Annotated in this window: 16 protein-coding genes; 8 read left to right on the top strand and 8 right to left on the bottom strand. The window is 71.4% G+C overall.

Annotation, left to right across the window (positions count from 1 at the left end):
- The first annotated feature begins 2 nt into the window (after window positions 1-2).
- Window positions 3-413 (top strand): pyridoxamine 5'-phosphate oxidase family protein, encoded by a 411-nt coding sequence (locus CWOE_RS20030; RefSeq protein WP_012935463.1) that lies wholly within the window; start codon window positions 3-5, stop codon window positions 411-413.
- 16 nt (window positions 414-429) lie between these two features.
- Here the strand turns inward: CWOE_RS20030 and CWOE_RS20025 are convergent, their stop codons facing one another.
- The 3 genes from CWOE_RS20025 to CWOE_RS31120 all read right to left on the bottom strand — a co-directional run bounded on the left by CWOE_RS20025 (window position 430) and on the right by CWOE_RS31120 (window position 1,883).
- Window positions 430-792, bottom strand: coding sequence for a VOC family protein (locus CWOE_RS20025; RefSeq protein WP_012935462.1), 363 nt, complete (start codon window positions 790-792; stop codon window positions 430-432).
- Window positions 793-889: 97 nt separating this feature from the next.
- The gene (locus tag CWOE_RS20020; protein WP_012935461.1) at window positions 890-1,273 is read right to left on the bottom strand and encodes a RidA family protein; all 384 of its coding nucleotides are present in this window, start codon (window positions 1,271-1,273) and stop codon (window positions 890-892) included.
- A 25-nt stretch (window positions 1,274-1,298) separates the two neighbouring features.
- On the bottom strand, window positions 1,299-1,883 hold the full coding sequence (locus CWOE_RS31120) for a TetR/AcrR family transcriptional regulator (protein ID WP_012935460.1): 585 nt from the start codon (window positions 1,881-1,883) through the stop codon (window positions 1,299-1,301).
- 206 nt (window positions 1,884-2,089) lie between these two features.
- Here CWOE_RS31120 and CWOE_RS20010 point away from each other — a divergent pair, with 206 nt between their 5' ends.
- Window positions 2,090-5,743 (top strand): cellulase N-terminal Ig-like domain-containing protein, encoded by a 3,654-nt coding sequence (locus CWOE_RS20010; RefSeq protein ID WP_012935459.1) that lies wholly within the window; start codon window positions 2,090-2,092, stop codon window positions 5,741-5,743.
- Here CWOE_RS20010 and CWOE_RS20005 read toward each other — a convergent pair.
- On the bottom strand, window positions 5,724-7,949 hold the full coding sequence (locus CWOE_RS20005; RefSeq protein ID WP_012935458.1) for an MMPL family transporter: 2,226 nt from the start codon (window positions 7,947-7,949) through the stop codon (window positions 5,724-5,726). The two genes, CWOE_RS20010 and CWOE_RS20005, sit on opposite strands and share 20 nt — an antisense overlap.
- 133 nt (window positions 7,950-8,082) lie before the next feature.
- On the opposite strand from CWOE_RS20005, the gene CWOE_RS20000 reads away from it, so the two are divergent.
- Together CWOE_RS20000 and CWOE_RS19995 are read left to right on the top strand one after the other, a co-directional pair.
- Complete coding sequence (locus CWOE_RS20000) at window positions 8,083-9,219, top strand: sensor histidine kinase (protein WP_160165537.1); 1,137 nt, start codon at window positions 8,083-8,085, stop codon at window positions 9,217-9,219.
- Window positions 9,216-9,902, top strand: coding sequence for a response regulator (locus CWOE_RS19995; RefSeq protein WP_012935456.1), 687 nt, complete (start codon window positions 9,216-9,218; stop codon window positions 9,900-9,902). Before CWOE_RS20000 ends, CWOE_RS19995 begins: the two co-directional genes overlap by 4 nt.
- A 19-nt stretch (window positions 9,903-9,921) precedes the next feature.
- Here the strand turns inward: CWOE_RS19995 and CWOE_RS19990 are convergent, their stop codons facing one another.
- The 4 genes from CWOE_RS19990 to CWOE_RS19975 are packed head-to-tail and all read right to left on the bottom strand — an operon-like array spanning window position 9,922 to window position 14,969.
- Window positions 9,922-11,028, bottom strand: a complete 1,107-nt coding sequence (locus tag CWOE_RS19990) for an ABC transporter ATP-binding protein (RefSeq protein ID WP_012935455.1) — start codon at window positions 11,026-11,028, stop codon at window positions 9,922-9,924.
- Window positions 11,021-12,526 (bottom strand): FGGY-family carbohydrate kinase, encoded by a 1,506-nt coding sequence (locus CWOE_RS19985; RefSeq protein WP_012935454.1) that lies wholly within the window; start codon window positions 12,524-12,526, stop codon window positions 11,021-11,023. Before CWOE_RS19985 ends, CWOE_RS19990 begins: the two co-directional genes overlap by 8 nt.
- Window positions 12,527-13,942 (bottom strand): L-fucose/L-arabinose isomerase family protein, encoded by a 1,416-nt coding sequence (locus tag CWOE_RS19980; RefSeq protein ID WP_012935453.1) that lies wholly within the window; start codon window positions 13,940-13,942, stop codon window positions 12,527-12,529.
- Window positions 13,943-13,958: 16 nt separating this feature from the next.
- The gene (locus tag CWOE_RS19975) at window positions 13,959-14,969 is read right to left on the bottom strand and encodes a LacI family DNA-binding transcriptional regulator (protein ID WP_012935452.1); all 1,011 of its coding nucleotides are present in this window, start codon (window positions 14,967-14,969) and stop codon (window positions 13,959-13,961) included.
- 193 nt (window positions 14,970-15,162) lie between these two features.
- On the opposite strand from CWOE_RS19975, the gene CWOE_RS19970 reads away from it, so the two are divergent.
- From CWOE_RS19970 to CWOE_RS19955, 4 genes are read left to right on the top strand one after another with little or no spacing between them, the layout of a single operon-like run.
- Complete coding sequence (locus CWOE_RS19970) at window positions 15,163-16,533, top strand: ABC transporter substrate-binding protein (protein WP_012935451.1); 1,371 nt, start codon at window positions 15,163-15,165, stop codon at window positions 16,531-16,533.
- Window positions 16,530-17,480 carry a carbohydrate ABC transporter permease gene (locus CWOE_RS19965; protein WP_012935450.1) on the top strand — a complete coding sequence of 317 codons (951 nt, stop codon included), beginning with the start codon at window positions 16,530-16,532 and terminating at the stop codon, window positions 17,478-17,480. The genes CWOE_RS19970 and CWOE_RS19965 overlap by 4 nt, the downstream gene beginning before the upstream one ends.
- A complete protein-coding gene (locus CWOE_RS19960; RefSeq protein ID WP_012935449.1) occupies window positions 17,473-18,297 on the top strand; it encodes a carbohydrate ABC transporter permease in 825 nt (274 codons plus the stop codon). The genes CWOE_RS19965 and CWOE_RS19960 overlap by 8 nt, the downstream gene beginning before the upstream one ends.
- A 2-nt stretch (window positions 18,298-18,299) precedes the next feature.
- Window positions 18,300-20,384 (top strand): glycoside hydrolase family 9 protein, encoded by a 2,085-nt coding sequence (locus tag CWOE_RS19955; RefSeq protein ID WP_012935448.1) that lies wholly within the window; start codon window positions 18,300-18,302, stop codon window positions 20,382-20,384.
- The last annotated feature ends 4 nt before the right edge of the window (window positions 20,385-20,388 follow it).

Raw genomic sequence — 20,388 nt, 5'->3', positions numbered from 1 at the left:
CCATGCCCAGAGGCCCGTTGATCCCCGAGCTGGTCCCGTTCGTCTCGGTCGCGCGCGGCGCGGTCGTCGCGACCACGCGCAGGGACGGGTCGCTCGTCACCTCCGCGACGTGGTACCTGTGGGAGCCGGACGGCACCGTCCTGCTCAACATGGCCACGAACGGCCCGCGCGAGCGCAACCTGCGCGGCAACCCGCAGCTGGCGCTGACCGTCCTCGGCGACAGCTACTACGACCACGTCTCGCTGTCGGGCAGGGTCGTCGCGTTCCGCCACGACCCCGAGATGGCCGACGCCGACCGCCTCTCGCAGCACTACTGGGGCAGACCGTATCCCGAGCGCGGAATCGACTGCACGACGGTCATCATGGGCGTCGACCGCTGGCACGCGTTCGGCAGCCCCGGCGCGGCGCGCTGAGCGCCGCGCCGCAGCGTCAGCGGCCGGGCGGCGGCTGGTGGAGGCCGAACGCCGAGCCCTGGTCGTCGCGGCAGAGCTGGAAGCGGCCGAAGCGGGCGATCGACTCGTCGTTGCCCTCCGCGTCGACCTGCTCCAGCGTTCCGCCGAGCTCCTGCACGCGGGCGATCGCGGCGTCGATGTCCTCTACGCGGAAGAAGACGTACGCCCCTCCGCCCGGATCGCCGCCGTGCATCCCGCCCGGCACGGTCGGCGTGTCGAACACGAAGCCGGGGCCCGAGGGGGAGGGCCCGAACGACCAGCCGAACAGCCGCTCGTAGAACCTCCGCCCGCGCTCGGTGTCCTCGACGCCCAGCTCGATGAATGAGACCTCGCCCGCCATGCCGTCCTCCAAGTCGTCGTGACGCCGTGCTCGGACGCTACGCCGTCTTCACGTGTGCCGCTAGGACGAATGGGAGGCGGGCCGGGGACGCTCGCCGTCAGCTGGCCGCGGCGGTCGCCTCGATCTCGACGAGCAGCCGCGGGTCCGCGAGCTGCCTGACGACGAGCAGCGTCGTCGCGGGCGGCGGGTCCGCGAGGGCGCCCTCGGCGGCGGCCATGAACGGGCCGATGTTCGCCTCGTCGGTGAGGTAGATCGTCGCCTTGACGATGTCGGCGGTCGTCATGCCCGCTGCTTCGAGCACCGCCCGGAGGTTGCGGTTCGCCTGCCGGGCCTGCTCGGCGATGGTGTCGGGGACGGTGCCGTCGGGGCGCGTCCCGACCTGGCCGGAGACGAACAGCAGGCGTGTCGGGGCCTGGACCTCGATTCCGTGGCTGTAGTAGGGCGACGCGGGGAGGCTCGGCGGGTTGACGGGCGATGGCATCGGTCGGTGTCCTCATGGGTCGGGGTCAGGTGGTGGCGGCCTGATCGCGGAGCGCTCGGAGTCGCCGGAACTCGGCTCGTACCGCATCGCCGTGATCGGGGGTCAGGAGCCGTGCGCGAGCGAGCACCAGCATCCCTTCGCAGATCAGCGCCAGGCCCGGGCCGGCTGCGGCGGCGTGGGCCGGGCCGACCTCGCGCACGAGGACGTCGCTGATCCGCGAGGCGCGTTCGGTCAGCGCTGGCCGTACCGCGCTCGTCGCGAAGGCCTCGTCCTCGCCCAGCTCGATCGCGGTGTTGGTGATCAGGCACCCGTATCCGTCGTCGAGCGGCGGAGCGAGGAGCGCGAGGAGGTACTCCTCCAGGTCCTCGAGCGTCGACGCCGGCCCGAGGGCGTCGTCCATGCGGCCGCGGGCGAAGGTCTCGACGTAGTGCTCGAACGCGGCTCCGAACAGGCCGGCCTTGTCGCCGAAGGCGTTGTAGAGGCTGCCGACGGTCAGGCCGGTCGCCTCCTCGAGGTGGGCGACGTGCGTTCGGGTGAACCCGTTGCGCCGGAAGGCATGCATCGCAGCAGCGAGAACGCTGTCGCGGTCGAACGTCCGGGGGCGGGCCACGGGAGGATTATAGAACCATGTTTCTAGAAAGGGTGGCAGGACTCCAGGCAGGCAGTGTTGCCTGATATCGGTTTCACAGGACGCCGTCCGTCCGGTAGCGCCGTATTGACTGACGTGCGGTGTCCACCTATAATTCTTGTGAAATCGATTTCACAGCAGCGCGAGTGCTCGCAAGCCGTTCGTCCCCCCAATCCTGGAGAGAGAGAATGCGCAATCAGCTGCACAAGACGGCCGGCTTCCTCGCGGCTGTGGTGCTCGCGTCGTTGGCCATGTGGACGGCTTCCGCGCAGGCCGTCATCAACCCCGCCGACTTCTCGATCCTGGAAGCGCAGATCGGCTACAAGAGCGACGAGACGAAACGGGCGTTCATCGTCAGCACGAACCCCACGACGGACAGACTCGGGACGTTCCAGCTGCGCAACGCCACCACCGACGCGACGGTGTTCACGGGCAACGTCACCTACTGGGGGCAGAAGTGGGGTGAGGCGTACTGGACGATGGACTTCAGCTCGTTCAAGACGGCGGGCAGTTACTACATCGACGTTCCCTCGCTGTCCAAGCAGTCCGACAGATTCTCGCTGCAGGCCGATCTGTTCCGCACGCAGACGCTGTTGAAGACCTCGGTCGACCAGCTCGAGCCGCGGATCAGAGGCAAGCTGGGCTGGCAGGACTGCGGCACCGACCTGCGCGGCGTAGAGGGCCATGCGACGCTGCTCTACGGGCTGATCGACGCGTACGAGGCCTACGGCGACAGACTCTCGGCGACGGACGAGGGCCGGTTCCTCGACCAGATGCGCCACGGCGCGGACTACATGGTCGCGTGCCAGAAGCCGAACGGCTCGTTCTGCAGCGAGTACTACTTCTATCCCAACATCGTCACGTGGCACAAGTCGCTGCTCGCCACGATCGCGCTGCTGCAGGTGTACGAGGTCACGAGAGACGCCGGCTACCTCAGAGCGGCACAGGCGGGCTGGGACTGGGCGATGAGCCGGCCCGAGTTCACCAAGCTCGAAACCGCGGCGGAGGTCGGTGACACCCGCCAGGTGTACGGACAGCGGAGCCCGTGGCTTCCGCCGCAGGAGCTGCGCACGCGCGACAAGCTGCTGCTCGTCTGGGGTGCGACGGAGTTCTTCAGAGTGACCAGAGACACGGCGTTCAAGACGATCGCGCTGAACTACGCGGATCAGGTGTACGACAACCAGTTCCTCGACTACACGAACGCCGTCGAGGGCATGTACGGCAACTTCTACGCCTGGACGAACGAGGAGATCTTTCAGAAGTCATGGGAGCACGGCGCGTGGTACTACAACAACGGCGCCGTCCTGCCCGACCACATCCTCGGCCTCGTCAAGCTCGTCGAGCAGTTCCCCAACGACCCGAACTGGCTGAAGTGGCGGTACATCCTCCGGGTCTACAAGGACAGATTCCTCAAGCCGACGCATGATCTGAGCCCGTTCGGCATCTACCCGCTGGGCATGTACGACCGCGAGGTGCGCTTCTTCGGGCCGACGTGGCACGGCACGAACGGCATGTACGGCAACATCGCCAAGAACGCGATGCTGCTTGCGCGCATGTTCGACGACGTCGAGCTGCAGGAGATCGCCGACGCGAACATGCAGTGGGTCGGCGGCCTGAACGCTGGCACGATGCTCGGCGGCAAGCGGCAGAGCATCTCGATGATCGACGCCGTGGGGACGCACTACGTCCCGACCTGGTCTGGCATCGACGGCTCGATCGCCAACGGGCTGAGCGCCACGCCGCAGTTCACGCTCGACTATCCGGAGCCGCTGATGGACGCGCCGGTGACGTTTACGCACGAGGACTGGATCGTCCACAGCGGCGGCTGGCTGAGCGGGCTGAGCGAGGTGGAGCGCGCGCCGGTGGTCCGTGTCGTGACGAAGAACGCCGGTGCGGCGGTCTCGGCCTCCGTCAGAGTCGACCTCGACACGACGACGACCCATTCGACCAACGCGAGCGGTGAGCTCACGCTGTCGACGCTCCCGCGTGGCCAGAGAGGCACGATCAGCGCGACGTACGGCGGTCGGACGGTCACGCGCGACCTGTCGACGATCGCCGGCGAGGACCGGACGTTTCAGGTCGACTTCGCGGACAGCCTGGCCGTCACGGTGACTGCCGATCCGGCGACCCTCGCGGGCACCGTCAGCGTGACGAACGACGGCTCGGCGAGCGCGACCGTCTCCGGCACGCTTGCGGCCGTCGGGGCCACGCTGTCGTCCGGCACCTTCTCCGGGAGAGTCGCCTCGGGTGCGACGCAGAGATTCGCGTTCACGTTCGCCGACGACGACCCGCAGAAGATCCAGCCGTTCCTCATCCGCGCCACGGCGCAAGGGCCGTACTCCGCCGCCTCGGCCGAGACCGTCGGCGAGCTGCCGGTCTCATACACGCCCAACACGACGTTCAGCAATCACGACTTCGAGAGCGGCAACCTCTCGGGCTGGACGGTCACGAGCGGCACGGCGTTCGGCGCGGGCGCGGTCGTCAACGCGAACACGGCCGTCGGCGGCTCCAACGAGCCGTTCAACAAGCAGGGCGACTACCTGCTGTGGGGCCACAAGCTGGCCGGCGACGGGGCGGTCGGGGAGCTTCGCTCGCCGACGTTCACGATCGCGCCCGGCGACGCACGGCTGAAGGTCGGCGGCGGCAACGACGCCGCCAACCTGTACGTCGCCGTCGTCGACGTCGCGAGCGGCACCGTCCTGGAGAAGGCCACGGGCACCAACGCCGAGAAGATGCGCTGGGTCGTGTGGGACATGACGAAGTACGCCGGCCGGCAGGCATACGTCCGCATCTACGACGGCGCAACCGGTGGGTGGGGCCACATCAACGCCGACGACGTCAACGTCCCGGTGTACAGCAGCGGGTTCAGCTCGAACCTGAAGCGACTCACCTCGCACGGCGACGCGTCCACCTGGACGACCGGTACGAACGGCCTGACGGGGACGTCCACGGACGCCGTCCGCATGTCGAGCCGCTCCGGCTCGAACTTCACGTACGAGACCGACGTCACGCTGACCACCGCCCGCTCCGGGGCGCTCGTGTTCCGCAGCGCGCCGAACCCCTACACGGGTGGCGGCTACTTCGTGAGCGTCGATCGCGTGGAAGGCAAGGTGAAGCTGTTCAAGGTCAATCCCTACACGCTCATCGCGTCCGCGACGAAGACCATCGCCGCAAACACGACGTATCACCTCAAGGTGGTGACGAAGAACCAGAGAATCAAGGTCTACTTCAACGGCGAGTCGTCACCGTCGATCGATGTGACGGACAGCTCGTACGCGAGCGGCCGCTTCGGAATCGGGGTGTACAACGACGGCAGAAGCGGGGCGGCTCGCTTCAACCACACGGTCCAATCCCCGTCGACCGGGTTCGAGACGACGCTCGGCTCCTTCTCGGCCACAGGCAACAGCACGTCCTGGACCGAGCAGCCCGCCGGCTTGACCGGCGACGCAGAGGACGGCGTCTACGTCTCGTCGACGACCGGCACCAACTTCACCTACCAGGCCGACATCCGGCTCGACACGGCGCAGGCCGCAGGGCTCGTGTTCCGCAGTGGCGCGAACCCGTTCAGCGCCAGCTACATCGCCAACTTCGATCGCGAAGAGGGCAAGGTGAAGCTGTTCAAGCTGGCGCCCGGATACACGCTGCTCGGCTCCGCCAACCGAACGATCCAGCTCGGCACCTCCTACCGCCTCCGGGTCGTCGTCAGCGGCAGCAGCATGTCGGTGTACTTCGACAACGAGGCGTCGCCGGCAGTCACGGTGACCGACAGCGCGTTCGCCTCCGGGCGCTTCGGGCTGAGCACCTACCGTGGCATCGCCACGTTCAATCACGTGACGCACTGAGCTCCGGCGAGCGAGGGGCGTCGCCGATCGCGCGACGCCCCTCCAGCCGCAGGAGACGTCGCGCTCGCTCAGGCATCCACCAGTTCCACCTCCCGAGCCACGAGACCGTCGCCGGGACCAGCAGCGAACGCACCACGAGCGCGTCGAGCACGACCCCGGCCGCAAGGCCCGTCGCGAGCATCTGCAGGTCCAGCTCGCCGGCGGTCGCCATCGAGGCGAAGGCGAGGAAGACGATCAGCGCCGCGCTCGTGACGAGCCGGCCGGTGCCAGCCATGCCGCGCACGACCGCTTCGTCGGTGGAGCCGGTGCGGTCGTACTCCTCGCGCATCCGCGCGAGGATGAAGACCTCGTAGTCCATCGACAGGCCGTAGATGAACGCGAACACGATCACCGGCGCCCACGACTCGACCGAGCCGGTCGCGTCGGCGCCGAACAGCAGGTCGGTGCCGAAGCCGTGCTGCCACACGAGCGTCATCACGCCCCAGGTGGCGAAGACCGACAGCAGGTTCATCGCGATCGCCTTCAGCGGCAGCACGATCGAGCGGAAGGCGCGCGCCAGCAGCACGAACGTGATCGCCGAGATCAGCGCGAGCATCAGCGGGAACGAGCCGTAGACGCCGTCGACGAAGTCGATCGTCTGCGCCGTCGAGCCGCCCACGCGCGTGCCCGGCAGGTCGGACGCCGCAGCGCGGATCGCCTTGACGGTCGTGCGCCCGTCGCCCGAGTTGGGGTCCGCGGTCGTGAACACCTCGACGACCGCCTGCCCATCAGCGCGCCAGCTGCCGCCGGGCGCGCTCGTCGCGCGCACACCGTCGATGTCCGCGAGCCGCGCGGCCGTCCGCTGCGCCTCGCCGGCCGGCGTCAGCACCTCGACCGGCGCCAGCGGAGCGGCGCCGACGCCGGAGCGTTCGAGCTGCTGCAGGCCGGTGCGCGGATCGCCCGTGCCGCCGAGCGAGCGGGCCTCGGGGCTGCCGAGCAGCATCCCGGTCGCGACGGCGCACAGCGCCAGCAGGATCGCGGTGCCGCCGAGCGCGGCGGCGACGCGATGTCGCACGACCAGGCGCGCCCACGCCGCCCAGCGGCGGTCGGCGCGGTCGGTGCTGCGCAGGCGGCGGGCGTCGGCACGCGGCCCGATCGTCGCGAGCACGACCGGCAGCAGCGTCAGCGCGACGACGACCGAGGCGAGCGGGATCAGCAGGCCGCCGAGCCCCATCGAGCGCAGGAACGGGACCGGCAGCACGAGCGCCGCGAGCAGACCGACGGCGACGGTCGTCCCGCTGAACAGCACGGCGCGCCCGGCCGTCCCGGCGGCCGCGAGGATCGCCTCCTCGTTCTCGACCCCGCGGTCGCGTTCCTCGCGCCAGCGCATCACGACCAGGAGCGCGTAGTCGATCGCCACGCCGAGCCCGATCAGCGCGACGAGGAAGACGACGACCATGTTGACCTCGGTGACCGCGGTCATGCCCCAGACGGCGAGCAGCGTCACCGGGATCGCGACGACCGCCATCAGCAGCGGCACGAGCGCGAGCGCCGACGCGAACACGAACGCCAGCACGACGAGTGCGGCGGCGCCCGCGATCAGCGTCTCGTTCAAGAAGCTCGGCCCGCCGCCGCCGGGCGCCTCGCGCGCCAGCAGCGCGTTGCCGGTCAGCCGCACGTCGGCGCCGCCCACGTCGGCGGAGGCGGCCGCCTGCTCGGCTCTTCTCAGCGTCTCGGCGCCGATCTCGCCGCCGCCGGGTCCACCGCCTTCGATCGCGGCGGCCGGCGGGTGCACGACCGCGAACGCCGTGCGGCCGTCGCCGGACAAGAACGCCGTGTCGCCGGTCGAGCCGTAGGAGGCGACGCGCGCGCCCGGCAGCGCCGCCTCGAACGTCCGCTCCAAGCCGCGCAGCTCAGCCCGCACCGACGGCGCTGTCGCGCGTCTGCCCTGCGGCAGCGTGACGACCGCCACCAGCGGCGGCACCTCGCCGCCTGACCTGAACCGCTCCGCGATCCGGTCGTTCGTCACGGTGCTCGCGCTCTCGGGCATCGTGAAGTCCTCGGTCAGCGCGTCGGTGACCTGCATCGAGCCGTAGAAGCCTGCAAGCGTGAGCGCGGCCCAGAAGACGATGACGAGGCGTTTGTGGCCGAGCACCCAACGCGTGAGCGCGGCGATCGAGCGGCCCGTGCGGTCCGGCGGCGGAGAGGATGTGGGGATCGCATTCATGGCCGGCGACGCTATGGGCGCCACGGCGGCGCCGAAACGTCCGCCGGAGCGAGATTCGCCCTCCTCCCACGGGATGAGCGCCGTCCTCCCGTGGAAGGTTCCGGACGGCTGGCGCCGGGGCTACGCTTCGGCCGTGGCCCGCCTCGCGAACAGCCTCTCTCCGACCGCGCGGCGGCGGACGATCGACGCGGCGCTCGCGCTCGTGGTGCTCGCGATCACGCTCGTGCAGCTGGGCAGCCAGTCGTTCGGCGAGAAGGCCGACGTCGCGCGCGGCGTCGACGCGCTCGGCGTCGCGCTGTGCCTGCTGATGGCGCTGCCACTGCTGTGGCGCCGCCGCGCCCCTGTCGCCGTGCTCGGGATCGCGCTCGCCACCTCCGTGGCGACGGTCGGCCTCGACTACTCGGTGCTGGAGCCGGTCGGCCCCGTGATCGCGCTGGCGACGCTCGCCGATCATCCGCGTCGTCCCGATCTCGTGCGCGTCGCGATCCCGACCCTGGCCGCGTTCGCCGCCTTCGTGGCGCTCGCCTGGGTCCGCTTCGGGCCGGAGCCCGGCGACTACCTGCTGACCGCGCTGCTGTGGAGCGGCGGCTGGCTCGTGATCGACCGCCGCCGGCTGACGCGCCAGCGCGGCGAACGCGAGCAGCGCCTGGCGGTCGCCGAGGAGCGCTCGCGAATCGCGCGCGAGCTGCATGACTCCGCCGGTCACGCGATCAACTCGATCCTGATCCAGGCCGGCGCGGCGCGAACCGTCCTCGCGACGCAGCCCCAGCGCGCGCTGGAGGCGATCGCGTCGATCGAGACGATCGCGCGCACGACGATCGACGACCTCGACGGCATCCTCGGGCGCCTGCGGCGCGAGGGCGCGGCGGCGCTGACGCCGCAGCCGGGCGTCGACCGGATCCCGGAGCTTGTCGACCGCCACCGCGCCGACGGGCTCGACCTGCGGCTCGTCGCGCGCGTCGCCGGCGAGCGGCCGCTGCCGTCGGCCGTCGACCGCGCCGCCTACCGCATCGTCCAGGAGGCGTTGACGAACGCGGCCCGCCACGGCAGCGGCAGCGCCGACGTCACGATCGAGCGGCGCGACGGCGAGCTGCGGCTGACCGTCGCCAACCCGGTGCTCGGACGGGCGGCGACGCGCGCCGGCGGCGGGCACGGCATCCCCGGCATGCGTGAACGTGCCGAGCTGCTCGGAGGACGGTTCGACGCTGGCCGCGACGGTGGCCGCTTCCGTGTGCGCGCGGCGCTGCCGTGCGCGGAGGACGGCGCGTGAGCACGCCCCCGAGCGCGCCGGTGCGCGTGATGCTCGTCGACGACGACGAGCTGGTGCGGCGCGGGCTGGGCCTGATCCTCTCGAGCGATCCGACGCTCGAACTGGCGGGGGAGGCCGCCGACGGCGACGTCGCAGTGCGCCGCGCCGTCCATCAGCGTCCCGACGTGGTGCTGATGGACGTGCGCATGCCCGTCCTCGACGGGATCGCGGCGACGCGTGAGCTGATCGCCCGCGTGCCGGCCGCAAAGGTCGTGATCCTGACGACGTTCGAGGAGGACGACTACGTGATCGGCGCGCTGCGCGCCGGCGCGAGTGGCTTCCTGCTCAAGCGCAGCTCGCCAGAGGACCTCCGGCGCGCGATCCACACGGTCGCGGCCGGCGACGCGCTGCTGTCGCCGTCGGTGACGCGCCGCGTGATCGACCGCCTCGTCGAGCAGCCGGTGCTGCGGCCGTCGTCGGATGCGCGCCTGTCCGAGCTGACGCCGCGCGAGCAGGAGGTGCTCCTGCTGATGGCGCAGGGCCTCTCCAACCGCGAGATCGTCGACGCGCTCGCGGTCGAGGAGACGACCGTCAAGAGCCATGTCCGCCGGGTGCTGAGCAAGCTCGGCGTCCGCGATCGCGTCCACGCCGTGATCCTCGCCTACGAGAGCGGGCTCGTCTCGCCGGGCGGCCGGGCGACGTAGCCGACCGCCGTCGCGCCGCTCACGCCCGGATCGCTCGGCCGCTCTCCGCGTCGAACAGCTTCACCGCGGCCGGCGCGACCGCGAGGCGGATCGGGTTGCCGGCCGCCGCGGCGCTGGCGGGCGGAAGCCGCGCGACGAGCGCGGTCGCGTTCGCGCGCGCGTACACGTAGAGGTCCGATCCGACCGACTCGACGAGGTCGACGTCGAGCTGCGCCTCGACCGCGCCGGCGGGTGGTGCCCCGAGCGCCGGATCCGCGAACGACTCGGGCCGGATCCCGACCGAGACGGCGCGCCTCGCGGCCGCGGCCGCCTCGCCGCCGGCCGCCGCCCACAGCGGCTCCGGCAGCGACAGCCGCCCCAGCGGCGTGTCGACCGCGCGGTCGGCGAGCGTTCCGTCGAAGAGGTTCATCGGCGGCGAGCCGATGAAGCCGGCGACGAAGACGTTCGCGGGCGTGTCGTACAGCTGCGCCGGCGTCGCGACCTGCTGCAGCTCGCCGCCGCGCAGGACGGCGACCCGATCGCCGAGCGTCATCGCCTCCGTCTGATCGTGCGTGACGTACAGCGTCGTCGTGCCGAGCCGGCGCTGCAGCTGCGCGATCTCGACGCGCATCTGCACGCGCAGCTTCGCGTCGAGGTTGGAGAGCGGCTCGTCCATCAGGAACGCCTTCGGGTCGCGCACGATCGCGCGCCCCATCGCGACCCGCTGGCGCTGACCGCCCGACAGCTGTCCCGGGCGCCGGCCGAGGTGCTCCTCGAGGTCGAGGATGCGCGCCGCCTCCAGCACGCGCTCGGCGACGGCGGCCTTCGGGACCTTCGCGACCGTGAGCGCGAAGCCCATGTTCCGCTCGACCGTCATGTGCGGGTAGAGCGCGTAGTTCTGGAACACCATCGCGATGTCGCGCTCCTTCGGCGGCCGGTCGTTGACCAGCTGGCCGCCGATCAGCAGCTCGCCCTCGGTGATCGGCTCCAGGCCGGCGACCATCCGCAACGCGGTCGACTTGCCGCAGCCCGACGGTCCGACGAGGATCATCAGCTCGCCGGCTCCGACCTCGAGCGAGAGGTCGCGGATCGCGACGGTGCCGTCCGGGTAGCGCTTGGTGACGCCGCGGATCTCGATCTCAGCCATCTCTGTTCGCCTCTCCTCGCGTCTGCATCGCGGCCAGCCGGTGGTTCACCGGCGCGGCCGCCGCGTACAGGTCGCGATATGCCGTGTAGAGCTCGTCGTAGCGTTCGGCGACGGCCGCGTCGGGCCGCAGCTCGCCGGTGATTCGGGTCCAGTCGTCCGCCGGTTCCGCGAGGCCGGTCGCGATCGCCGCCAGCAGCGCGTCGCCGTAGGCGGCGCCGACCGTCTGCTCGGGCAGCTGCTGGACCGTCTGCGCGACGTCGCTCACGATCTGCGGCCACAGCGGGGCGCGCGTGCCGCCGCCGACCGCGACGATCCGGCGCTCGCCGCCGCCGGCGGCGGCGAGCGTCTCGAGGTTGTGCCGCACGCCGTAGGCGATGCCCTCGTACGCTGCGCGCGCGAGCTGCGGGCGCCCGTGACGCAGCGTCAGGCCCGCGACCGTCCCGCGTGCGTCGGGGTCGAGGATCGGCGTCCGCTCGCCCGCGAAGTGCGGCAGCACGAGCAGGCCGTCCGCACCGGGCGGCGTCGCCTCCGCCTCCGCCAGCAGCGTCTCCCACGACGGCTCGCCGACCAGCTCGCGCAGCCACGCGGTCAGCGATCCGGCCGTCGCCATCCCACCGGCGAGGCAGCGGCTGTGCGGCTCGACCCCCGCCGTCGTCCACAGCGACGGGTCGCGCCGCGGCGCGGCGAGGACCTGCACGAAGAACATCGTCGAGCCGTACATCAGCATCAGGTCGCCGGGCCGCCGCACGCCGACGCTGAACGCCTCCGCCCAGGCGTCGATCGTGCCCACGGCGACGGGCGTCCCGGCGCGCAGGCCGGTCTCGCTCGCCGCCGCGGCGGTGACCTCGCCCGCGACCTCCGCCGGCCAGGCGAGGCGCGGCAGCGGGAGGTTGGGCGCGACCGTCGCGGCCCAGTCGTGCGCCCAGTCCGACGCCTCGATGTCGTAGAGGGGGTCGCACTGGCTGGCGGAGTGGTGGTCGAGCACGTACTCGCCGGTCAGCCGCTGGACCGCGAACGAGCTCGGCATGTGCAGACGCGCGGTCCGCCGCCACACCTCGGGCTCGCGCTCGGCGAGCCAGCGCAGCTTCGGCCCGACCGCCTGGCTCGACAGCCGCGAGCCGCAGCGCGCGAGGATCGCCTCGGCGCCCAGCTCCCGCTCCAGCGCGGCGATCTGCGCGGTCGCGCGCGTGTCGATCCCGTAGAGGATCGCCGGGCGCAGCGGGCGGCCGTCCGCGTCGCACGGCAGCGCGCACGGCCCGACGCCGCTGACGCAGACGCCCTCGACCTCGGCCAGCGCGTCGGCGCCGAGCGTTCTGCACAGCCCGACGAGGTCCGCCCACCAGACGCGCTCGGCGTCGTGCTCTGCCCAGCCCGGCCGCGGCAGCGACAGCTCGTGCGGCGTCTCGGCGACCGCGAGCACGGTGCCGTCGGGGCGCGCGAGGACCGCCTTCGAGCTGGCGGTCCCGACGTCGACGCCCAGCAGCGCGCCGGCGCGCACTCAGGCCCCCAGCCGGTCGAACTCGACGTCGAGCAGCCGGCTCGTCTCGCGCAGCGCGTCGACGTGGTCGCCGGGGATCGCGTGGATGTGGTTGGAGCCGTAGCGCGCCAGCAGCTCGTCGGCCTCGACGTCGAAGCGGGCGAACGCGTGCGGCCAGGCGTATGTCGACGCCCGCGCCAAGCGCTCGTCGGTCTCGTTGCCGAAGCGCTCGAAGCGACCGCGCAGCACCTGCATCCGATAGCTGCCGTCCTTGCGCGTCAGGCGCGCGAACGTCATCTCGCCCGCGGCCGCGATGTGATGCACCGACGCGCCGCCGGCCGGGAAGTAGAAGTCGCCGGGAAGCAGCTGCACCTTGGCCATGTTCTCGGCCGCGTCGGCTGACCGCTCCGCGAACCACGTCGCGTGCTGGCCGGAGTTGCAGAGGTCCCAGACGTCGAGGTCGGCGTGATGGTGGCGGACGTCGGCGAACAGCACGGGCAGGTCGCCGCCGAGCGGCTTGAGCAGCTGCATCGTCAGTGCGGCGTCCATGTCCGCCTCGGTCGCGCAGACGGTCGGCTCCTTCGGCCCCTCCCAGTCGTACGGGTCGTTCAGGAACGCCTCGGCGACGTCCATCGTGCAGTAGTGGTCGGTCAGCTCGGGCTGGCCCTTGATGCCGACGAAGTCGAGGTGGCGCTCGTCGATCAGCTCGCGCATCGCGTGGTAGACGCGGATCTGGCGCTCGAGCAGCTCGGGCGTGAGCCGGTCGCCGTCGTAGCGGACCTCCGCGGCGTGCCGTTCGAGCCACGCGCGCCCGTCGCGCGCACGGGCGGGGTCGACCTGCTCGGCGCGGCGGACGAGCTCGTACTGGTCGATCTCCTCGACGTCCACGCCGAAGCGCCGCATCCACTCGTCGGCGGGGGAGACGGCGGTGTACATCCCCATCGGGCGCCCGCCGATGCGTCCGAACGTCGTCCCGCTGAGCCGCTGCACCGCTTCCGCGGCGCCGATCAGCGCAGCGAGTCGCGCTGCGACGGCCGGGTCCTCGATGTCGCCCCAGGCACGGCCGTGGAGCCGGCCGAGCTGATCGAGCGCCCCGGCCGCGGCGAGCATCCCGACCATCCCGGGGTACTTCGGGTCGACCGTGGAGAAGAGCGCGAGCGGCCCGGGCGTCTGCGAGGCCGCGAGCACGGTGAAGTGGGGGAACGCCCAGACCGGGATGTTGACGAGCGTCAGGTCCGGGCGCGCGTCCGCCAGGCGCCGTGCGGTGACGACCGCGCCGTCGTTCGTCCAGACGGCGTCCGGCGCCGCGATGACGACGTGGCCGCGCGCTTGCAGCGCGGCGACGATCCGGCGCTGGACGTCGAGGCCGAACGCCTCGACCTCTCGGTGCACGGACTCGCGGCCGTCGGAAACGGACATGACGGCGATGCGGGCCATCGCTCCTCCTTGTGGGTCAGTCGCGAGCTGCGGTGCCGCACGAGACGCGGCGCCGCAGCTCGAAGTCGTGGACGATCCGGCGGGGCTCGGTCCGCGTCCCGGCGACGCGGTCGAGCAGCAGCTCCATCGCGTCGGCCGCCATCCGCCGGATCGGCTGCGCGACCGTCGTCAGCGGCGGGTCGACGAACTCGGCCCAGAAGGGGTCGTCGATGCCGACCAGCGCGATGTCGTCCGGCACGCGGATCGCGTGGTCGCGGATCGCGCCGAGCGCCCCGATCGTCATCAGGTTGTTGCCGACGACGAGCGCCGTCGGCCGGTCAGGCTCGGCGAGCAGCGCCCCGACCGCGGTGCGGGCGCGGTCGACCTTGAAGTCGCCGTCGGCCGAACGCGGCACGAGGCCGGCCGCGCGCATCGTCAGCTCGAAGCCGTCGAGACGCTCGGCGCCGGTCTCGACCTCGCGACGGCCGCCGACGTACGCGATGTCGCGATGACCGGCGTCGATCAGCAGCTGCGTCGCCGCCCAGGCGGCGCGCACGTTGTCGGCGATCACGACGTCCGCACGGGGATCCTCGACCTCGCGGTCGTAGGCGACGACCGGAATGCCCGCGTCGATCATCTCCGTGATCTCGGCGCCGCCCGGGTCCGACGGAGACAGGATGACGCCGAGCACGCGCTCGTCCGTGAGCTGGCCGAGGTAGGCGCGCTGCTTGCCGGGCGACTCGTCGGTGTTGCAGACGAGGACGCGGTAGCCGCGCTGGTAGGCGAGGTCCTCGACCGCGCGGACGGTCTCGCTGAAGTGCGGGTTCTCGATGTCCGAGACGACGACGCCGATCGTCGCCGAGCGCTGCATGCGCAGGTTGCGAGCGAGCCGGTTGGGCCGGTAGTCGAGCGCGGTGACGGCCTCCAGCACCCGCCGCCGGTACTGCTCGCCGACGTTCGGGTCGTCGTTGAGCACGCGTGAGACGGTCGCGGGGGAGACCTCGGCGCGACGGGCGACGTCTCTGATGCCGACGGCAGCTCTGCTCACGGTGCGTGAAACCGATTTCGCGTCATGCCGGCAATCATAGTCAGAGCCGAAAGAGGCCGTCAAGCGGGAAGTGTTCAAAACACGCTTGACACGGAATCGTTGTGTGGATTACGGTGGCGAGCGGCGCTGAGAAACCGATTTCAGATTCCCCCCGAAACGGTCAGCGGCTCGGTCCACGAGAGCAGGAGGAGAGATGTCGCCAGATCGTCAGACGTCGCGCATGGACGCCGCCGGGGCCGCGCCCGGCGGAGGTCCGCGCGTCTCGCGACGCGCCTTCGCGCGGATCGCCGCCTCCGGGCTCGCGGTCTCCGTCGCCGCACCGCTGCTCGCCGCCTGCGGCGACGACGGGGAGAGCAGCGCGGACGGCAAGGTCACGCTGAAGTTCTGGAAGTACGAGGACCCGGCCACGAAGTCCGTGCTCGAGCAGCTCGTCGCGAAGTACAACCGCGAGCAGCAGAACGTCAAGGTCGTGATGCAGACCTTCCCGTTCGACCAGTACCTGGCCGAGAAGATCACGACCGCGCTGTCGGCGGGCTCCGGGCCCGACGTCTTCTGGGTCAGCGCAGCGACGCTGCTGAACTTCGCGCCGAAGCAGCTGCTGCTGCCGCTCGGCGACACCTTCACGCCGAAGGAGCAGAGCGACTTCCTGCCGCAGAGCTTGAGAGGCATCACGCTCAGAGGCGACGTCTACGGCGTCCCGCACGAGATGGGCGTCCAGGGCCTGCTCTACGACCAGCGCCTGATGGAGAGACTGCGGCTCGAGCCCCCGAAGACGTGGGACGAGCTGAAGGAGGTCGCGGCCAAGATCAAGACCGACACGCGCTGGGGCATCATGCTGCCGACCGCCCCCGACGTGTTCCAGAACTTCATCTGGTGGCCGTTCCTGTGGATGGGCGGCGGCGAGGTCGTCAGCGCCGACTACAGCCACGCGACGATCGCCGAGCCTGCCGGCGTGCAGGCACTGGCGCTGTGGGGCGACCTCGTGCGGGACGGGCTCGCGGCGCCGAAGTCGTCCGGTCCCTTCGGCGAGGAGCTGGCGCAGGGCAAGGCCGGGATGGCGGCGCTCGGGATGTGGGTCGTCGGCAACTACCGCACGACGTACCCGAACGTCGCGCTCGGCGCGGCGCCGCTGCCGACGCCGACCGCCGGCGGGAGATCGCTCGCGGCGTTCGGCGGCTGGTACACCGCCGTCAGCGCGGCGACGAAGCACGCCGAGGAGGCGCGCAGATTCGCCGTCTGGCTGTTCGGCGAGAACCCGGCCAACGCCGTCGAGCTGACGAAGGCGATGACGGTGCTCTCGCCGCGCAGATCGGTCACCGCGACGCTCGAGACGCTGCCCGCGTTCAGAAAGGCGCCGATCCCGGAGTTCACGCGGATCTGGCCGAGCACGCGTGCGGAGCCGGCGTACCCGCCGGAGATCCAGACCGCCGTCACGAACGCGCTGCAGGCGGTCATGTTCAGCAAGGCGGAGCCCGAGCGGGCGGCGGAGGACGCCGCGAAGGCGATCGACAGCTACCTCGCGAGTCCCGACGGGAGCCTGCTCAAGGAGCTCATGGGCTCGTGACGGACTCCGCCCCCGAGGCGCTCGCCGCCGGCCGCGCGCGCGGCCGGCGGCGCCGTCCTCGACGTGCCTGGTCGAGCGCGCGCGGCGAGCGCCGCGCCGCGTTCTTCCTGCTCGCACCCGACGTGCTCGGGCTCGCGCTGATCTATGCGGGACCGATCCTCTTCACGGTCTACATGAGCCTGTTCGCGTGGAACGGGGTCACGCCGGAGAAGGAGTTCGTCGGGCTCGACAACTACCGCTACCTGTTCGACGACCCGACCTGGTGGAAGTCGCTGCGGGTCAGCGCCATGTACGTCGTGCTGTACGTCCCGCTCGTGACCGGCGGGGCGCTGCTGCTCGCGCTGCTCGTCGCCCAGCGGCTGCCCGAGGCGCGCTTCTTCCGCTCGATCTACTTCCTGCCGATGGCGGTGCCGCTCGTCGTCGGCGCCGTCGTCTGGCAGTTCGTGTTCGAGCCCTCCTACGGCTTCGCCAACTGGCTGCTGGGCCTCGTCGGGATTCCCAAGCAGGCGTGGCTGGGCTCGACCGACCAGGCGCTCTTCGTCGTCGTGATCGTGTCGGCCTGGAAGCAGGTCGGCTACTTCATGATCATCTTCCTCGCCGGGATCCTCGACATCCCGCGCGAGTACGACGAGGCGGCCCGCGTCGACGGCGCCGGGGCAGTCCGGCGCTTCCGCAGCATCACGCTGCCGCTGCTGCGTCCGACGATCCTGTTCGTCACCGTCATGAGCGTCATCACGGCGCTGCAGGACTTCGACCAGATCTTCGTGATGACCAAGGGCGGCCCGGACCACGCAACCTACGTCCAGGTCTACTACATCTACGACCAGGCGCTGAGATACCTGAAGATGGGCCCGGCCTCGGCCGCCTCCGTCGTCCTGTTCGTGATCATCATGGTCGTCACGCTCGTGCAGCTGCGGGTCTTCAAGGGAGGGCTGCGCGATGAGTAGCGCGACCTCGCGCATCTGGCTCGTGCGCGTGACGATGACGGTGATCGCGTTCGTGATGTTCTTCCCGTTCGCGTGGATGCTGTCGGCGTCGCTGAAGACGAACGCGGAGGTGCTGCAGTACCCGCCGAGACTGCTGCCGGCCGACCCGCAGTGGAGCAACTACCTCGACGTCTTCAGCGAGGTCGCGTTCGCGCGCTACATGCTCAACTCGCTGATCGTCGCCGTGACGGTGACGGCCGTCGCGCTGATCCTGCACGCGATGGCAGGGTACGCGCTCGCCTGCCTGCGCTTCCGCGGTCGCAACGTCGTCTTCATGCTGATCCTGACGACGATGATGGTGCCGTTCTACTCGCTGATCGTCCCGCTGCTGCAGCTGACGAAGGAGCTCGGCTGGATCGACACCTACCAGGGCATGATCGTGCCGTGGATCCCGCACGCGTTCGGGATCTTCCTGATGCGGCAGTACTACATGAGCTTCCCGAAGGAGCTGCGCGAGGCGGCGACGATCGACGGGCTCGGACCGCTCCAGACGTTCTTCCGGATCGTGCTGCCGACCTCGTATCCGATGCTCTCGGCGCTCGGCATCATCTACTTCATCGGCAACTGGGACCGCTTCCTCTGGCCGCTGATCGTGACCAACTCCTCCGACATGTGGACCGTGCCGATCGGGCTGATTCAGTTCCAGGGCCAGTACACCGTCAAGTGGAACCTGCTGATGGCGGCCGCCGTGATCGCGTCGGTGCCGACGATCGTGCTGTTCGTCGTGTTGCAGCGACGGATCGTCGAGGGCGTGAAGATGTCCGGGATCAAGGGCTGAGCGTGGCGTCCCTGCTCGTCTCCCAGCTCGGCCTGCGCCCGGAGGACCCGAAGGTCGTGGTCGTCCGCGCGGACGCGGGCGACGCGCCCGGCGTCGACCCGGGGCCGCTCGTCGTGTCGCGCGAGGAGCGCTCCGGGGACGGCCCGCTCGCCGAGCTGACGGTCACGCCGTGGGGCGAGCTGTGGGGCACCAGGTGGTGGACGGCCGACCTCGGCGCGCTGCGCGAGCCCGGCCGCTACCGCCTGACGCTCGGCAGCTCCCACGCGACACTGGAGATCGCCGCCGACGCGCTCGTCGCCGCGACGCTGCTGCTGTGCTCGGCCGACAACCTCGACGCACGCGTCGGCGGCAAGCTCGGCTGGCAGGACTGCGCGTTCGACGGGCGCGGCGTCGAGAGCCACGCCGTGATGGTGCTCGGGCTCGCGGACGCGCTGGAGACGTTCGGCGCGGCGCTGCCGGCGCTCGAGGCCGAGCGCCTGCGCGCGCATCTCGCGCACGGCGCGGAGTACCTGACCGCCTGCCAGCGCGACGACGGCTCGTTCATGAACGAGCACTACATCGCGCGCGAGCACACCGTCTGGCACCTCTGCGCGCTCGCGACGCTCGCGCTGGCGCGCGCGTCGCAGACGCTCGCCGCCGGTCCGCCGTTGGAGGCGGCCAAGCGTGGCTGGGCGTGGTGCACTGAGCGCGCCGAACGGCCGGCCGACGCGGTGCGCGACGAGATCGCCGCGACGCGCGCGATCTTCGGGCAGTACCCGCCGTGGCTCCCGCCGGCCGAGCTGCGCACGCGCGACCTGCTGGTGCTCGTGGCCGCGGGCGCGGAGCTGTACCGCGGGACGAACGACCTGCGCTATCGCCGGGCGGCGATCGCCTACGCGGCCGCGGTGGCGGAGCGTCAGCGCCTCGATCCGAGCGAGCACACCCACGGCCTGTACGGGCACTTCCGCGCGTGGGCGCACGGGACGCTCGCGCAACGCGCCTGGGAGCACGTCGGCTGGGGCTACAACTGCGGCGCGGTCCTGCCCGACGAGCTGAGCGGCGTCGCCGCGCTGCTCGACCTGTTCCCCGACGACGCGGACGCCGACCGCTGGCGCGCGCTGCTGCGGCGCTACGCCGAGGGCTACCTGAAGCCGGCGTGCGCGCTGTCGCCGTTCTCGATCCTGCCGCTCGGCGACTGCGAGGGCGAGGTCCGCTTCTTCGGCCCGGCGTGGCACGGCTTCAACGGCGCGTACGCGCGGATGGCGCGCACCTGCATGGTGCTCGCCCGCCAGCTCCAGGACCCGGCGCTCGAAGCGCTCGCGGTGCGTCAGCTGCAATGGATCGCCGGCGCCAACGCCGGCGTCCCCGACGGCGAGGGAGGGCACCGCGGCGTGTCGATGATCGCCGGCGTCGGCGAGCACGCGGTCGAGGTCCTGAGCGGGATCGCCGGATCGATCGCCAACGGCTTCTCGGCGACGCCGCAGTTCCAGCTCGTGCACCTCGACGACCTCGCCGACCGGCCGGCCCATCTGACGAACGAGGACTGGATCCTCCACAACGGCGCATGGCTGTCGGGCCTCGCGGCGATCTCCGCGCGCCCGCGCGTGAAGGTCAAGGCGATGCTGCGCGGAGAGCCGGTCGCGGCGCACGTCTCGCTCGCGCTCGGCGAGACGTCGATCGACGGCGCCGTGAACGAGCGCGGCGTGCTCGTCGCCGAGCAGCTTCCGCGGCTGAGCGAGGGCACCGTGCGCGTCGCCTGGGAGGAGCTGGCCGTCGAGCTGCCGGTGGCACCGGTCGCCGGCGCGACGCTGGCGGTCGTCGTCGACTTCGCCGACGCGCTCGAGCTGACGCTGGCGGGCGGCAGCGGCGAGGAGCTGATCGCGGCTGTCGCCAACCGCGGCCGCGACGCGAGCAGCGTGCACGTGTCGCTGTGTGCGTCCGGCGTCGTGCTGGAGCGCGACGAGCTGGAGCTGGAGCTGGCGCCCGGCGAGGTGCTCCCGGTGCGTGTGGGGTGCCGGCTCGACGGCGCGCAGCCGCGCGCCGCGTGGGTGCGGGCAGTCGCGCGCAGCGCGTGGTCCGAGCAGACGGCCGAGACATGGTGGATCTAGGAGG

Source organism: Conexibacter woesei DSM 14684 (genome assembly GCF_000025265.1).
Lineage (GTDB): Bacteria > Actinomycetota > Thermoleophilia > Solirubrobacterales > Solirubrobacteraceae > Conexibacter > Conexibacter woesei.
This window is presented reverse-complemented; position numbering and strand designations above follow the sequence as displayed.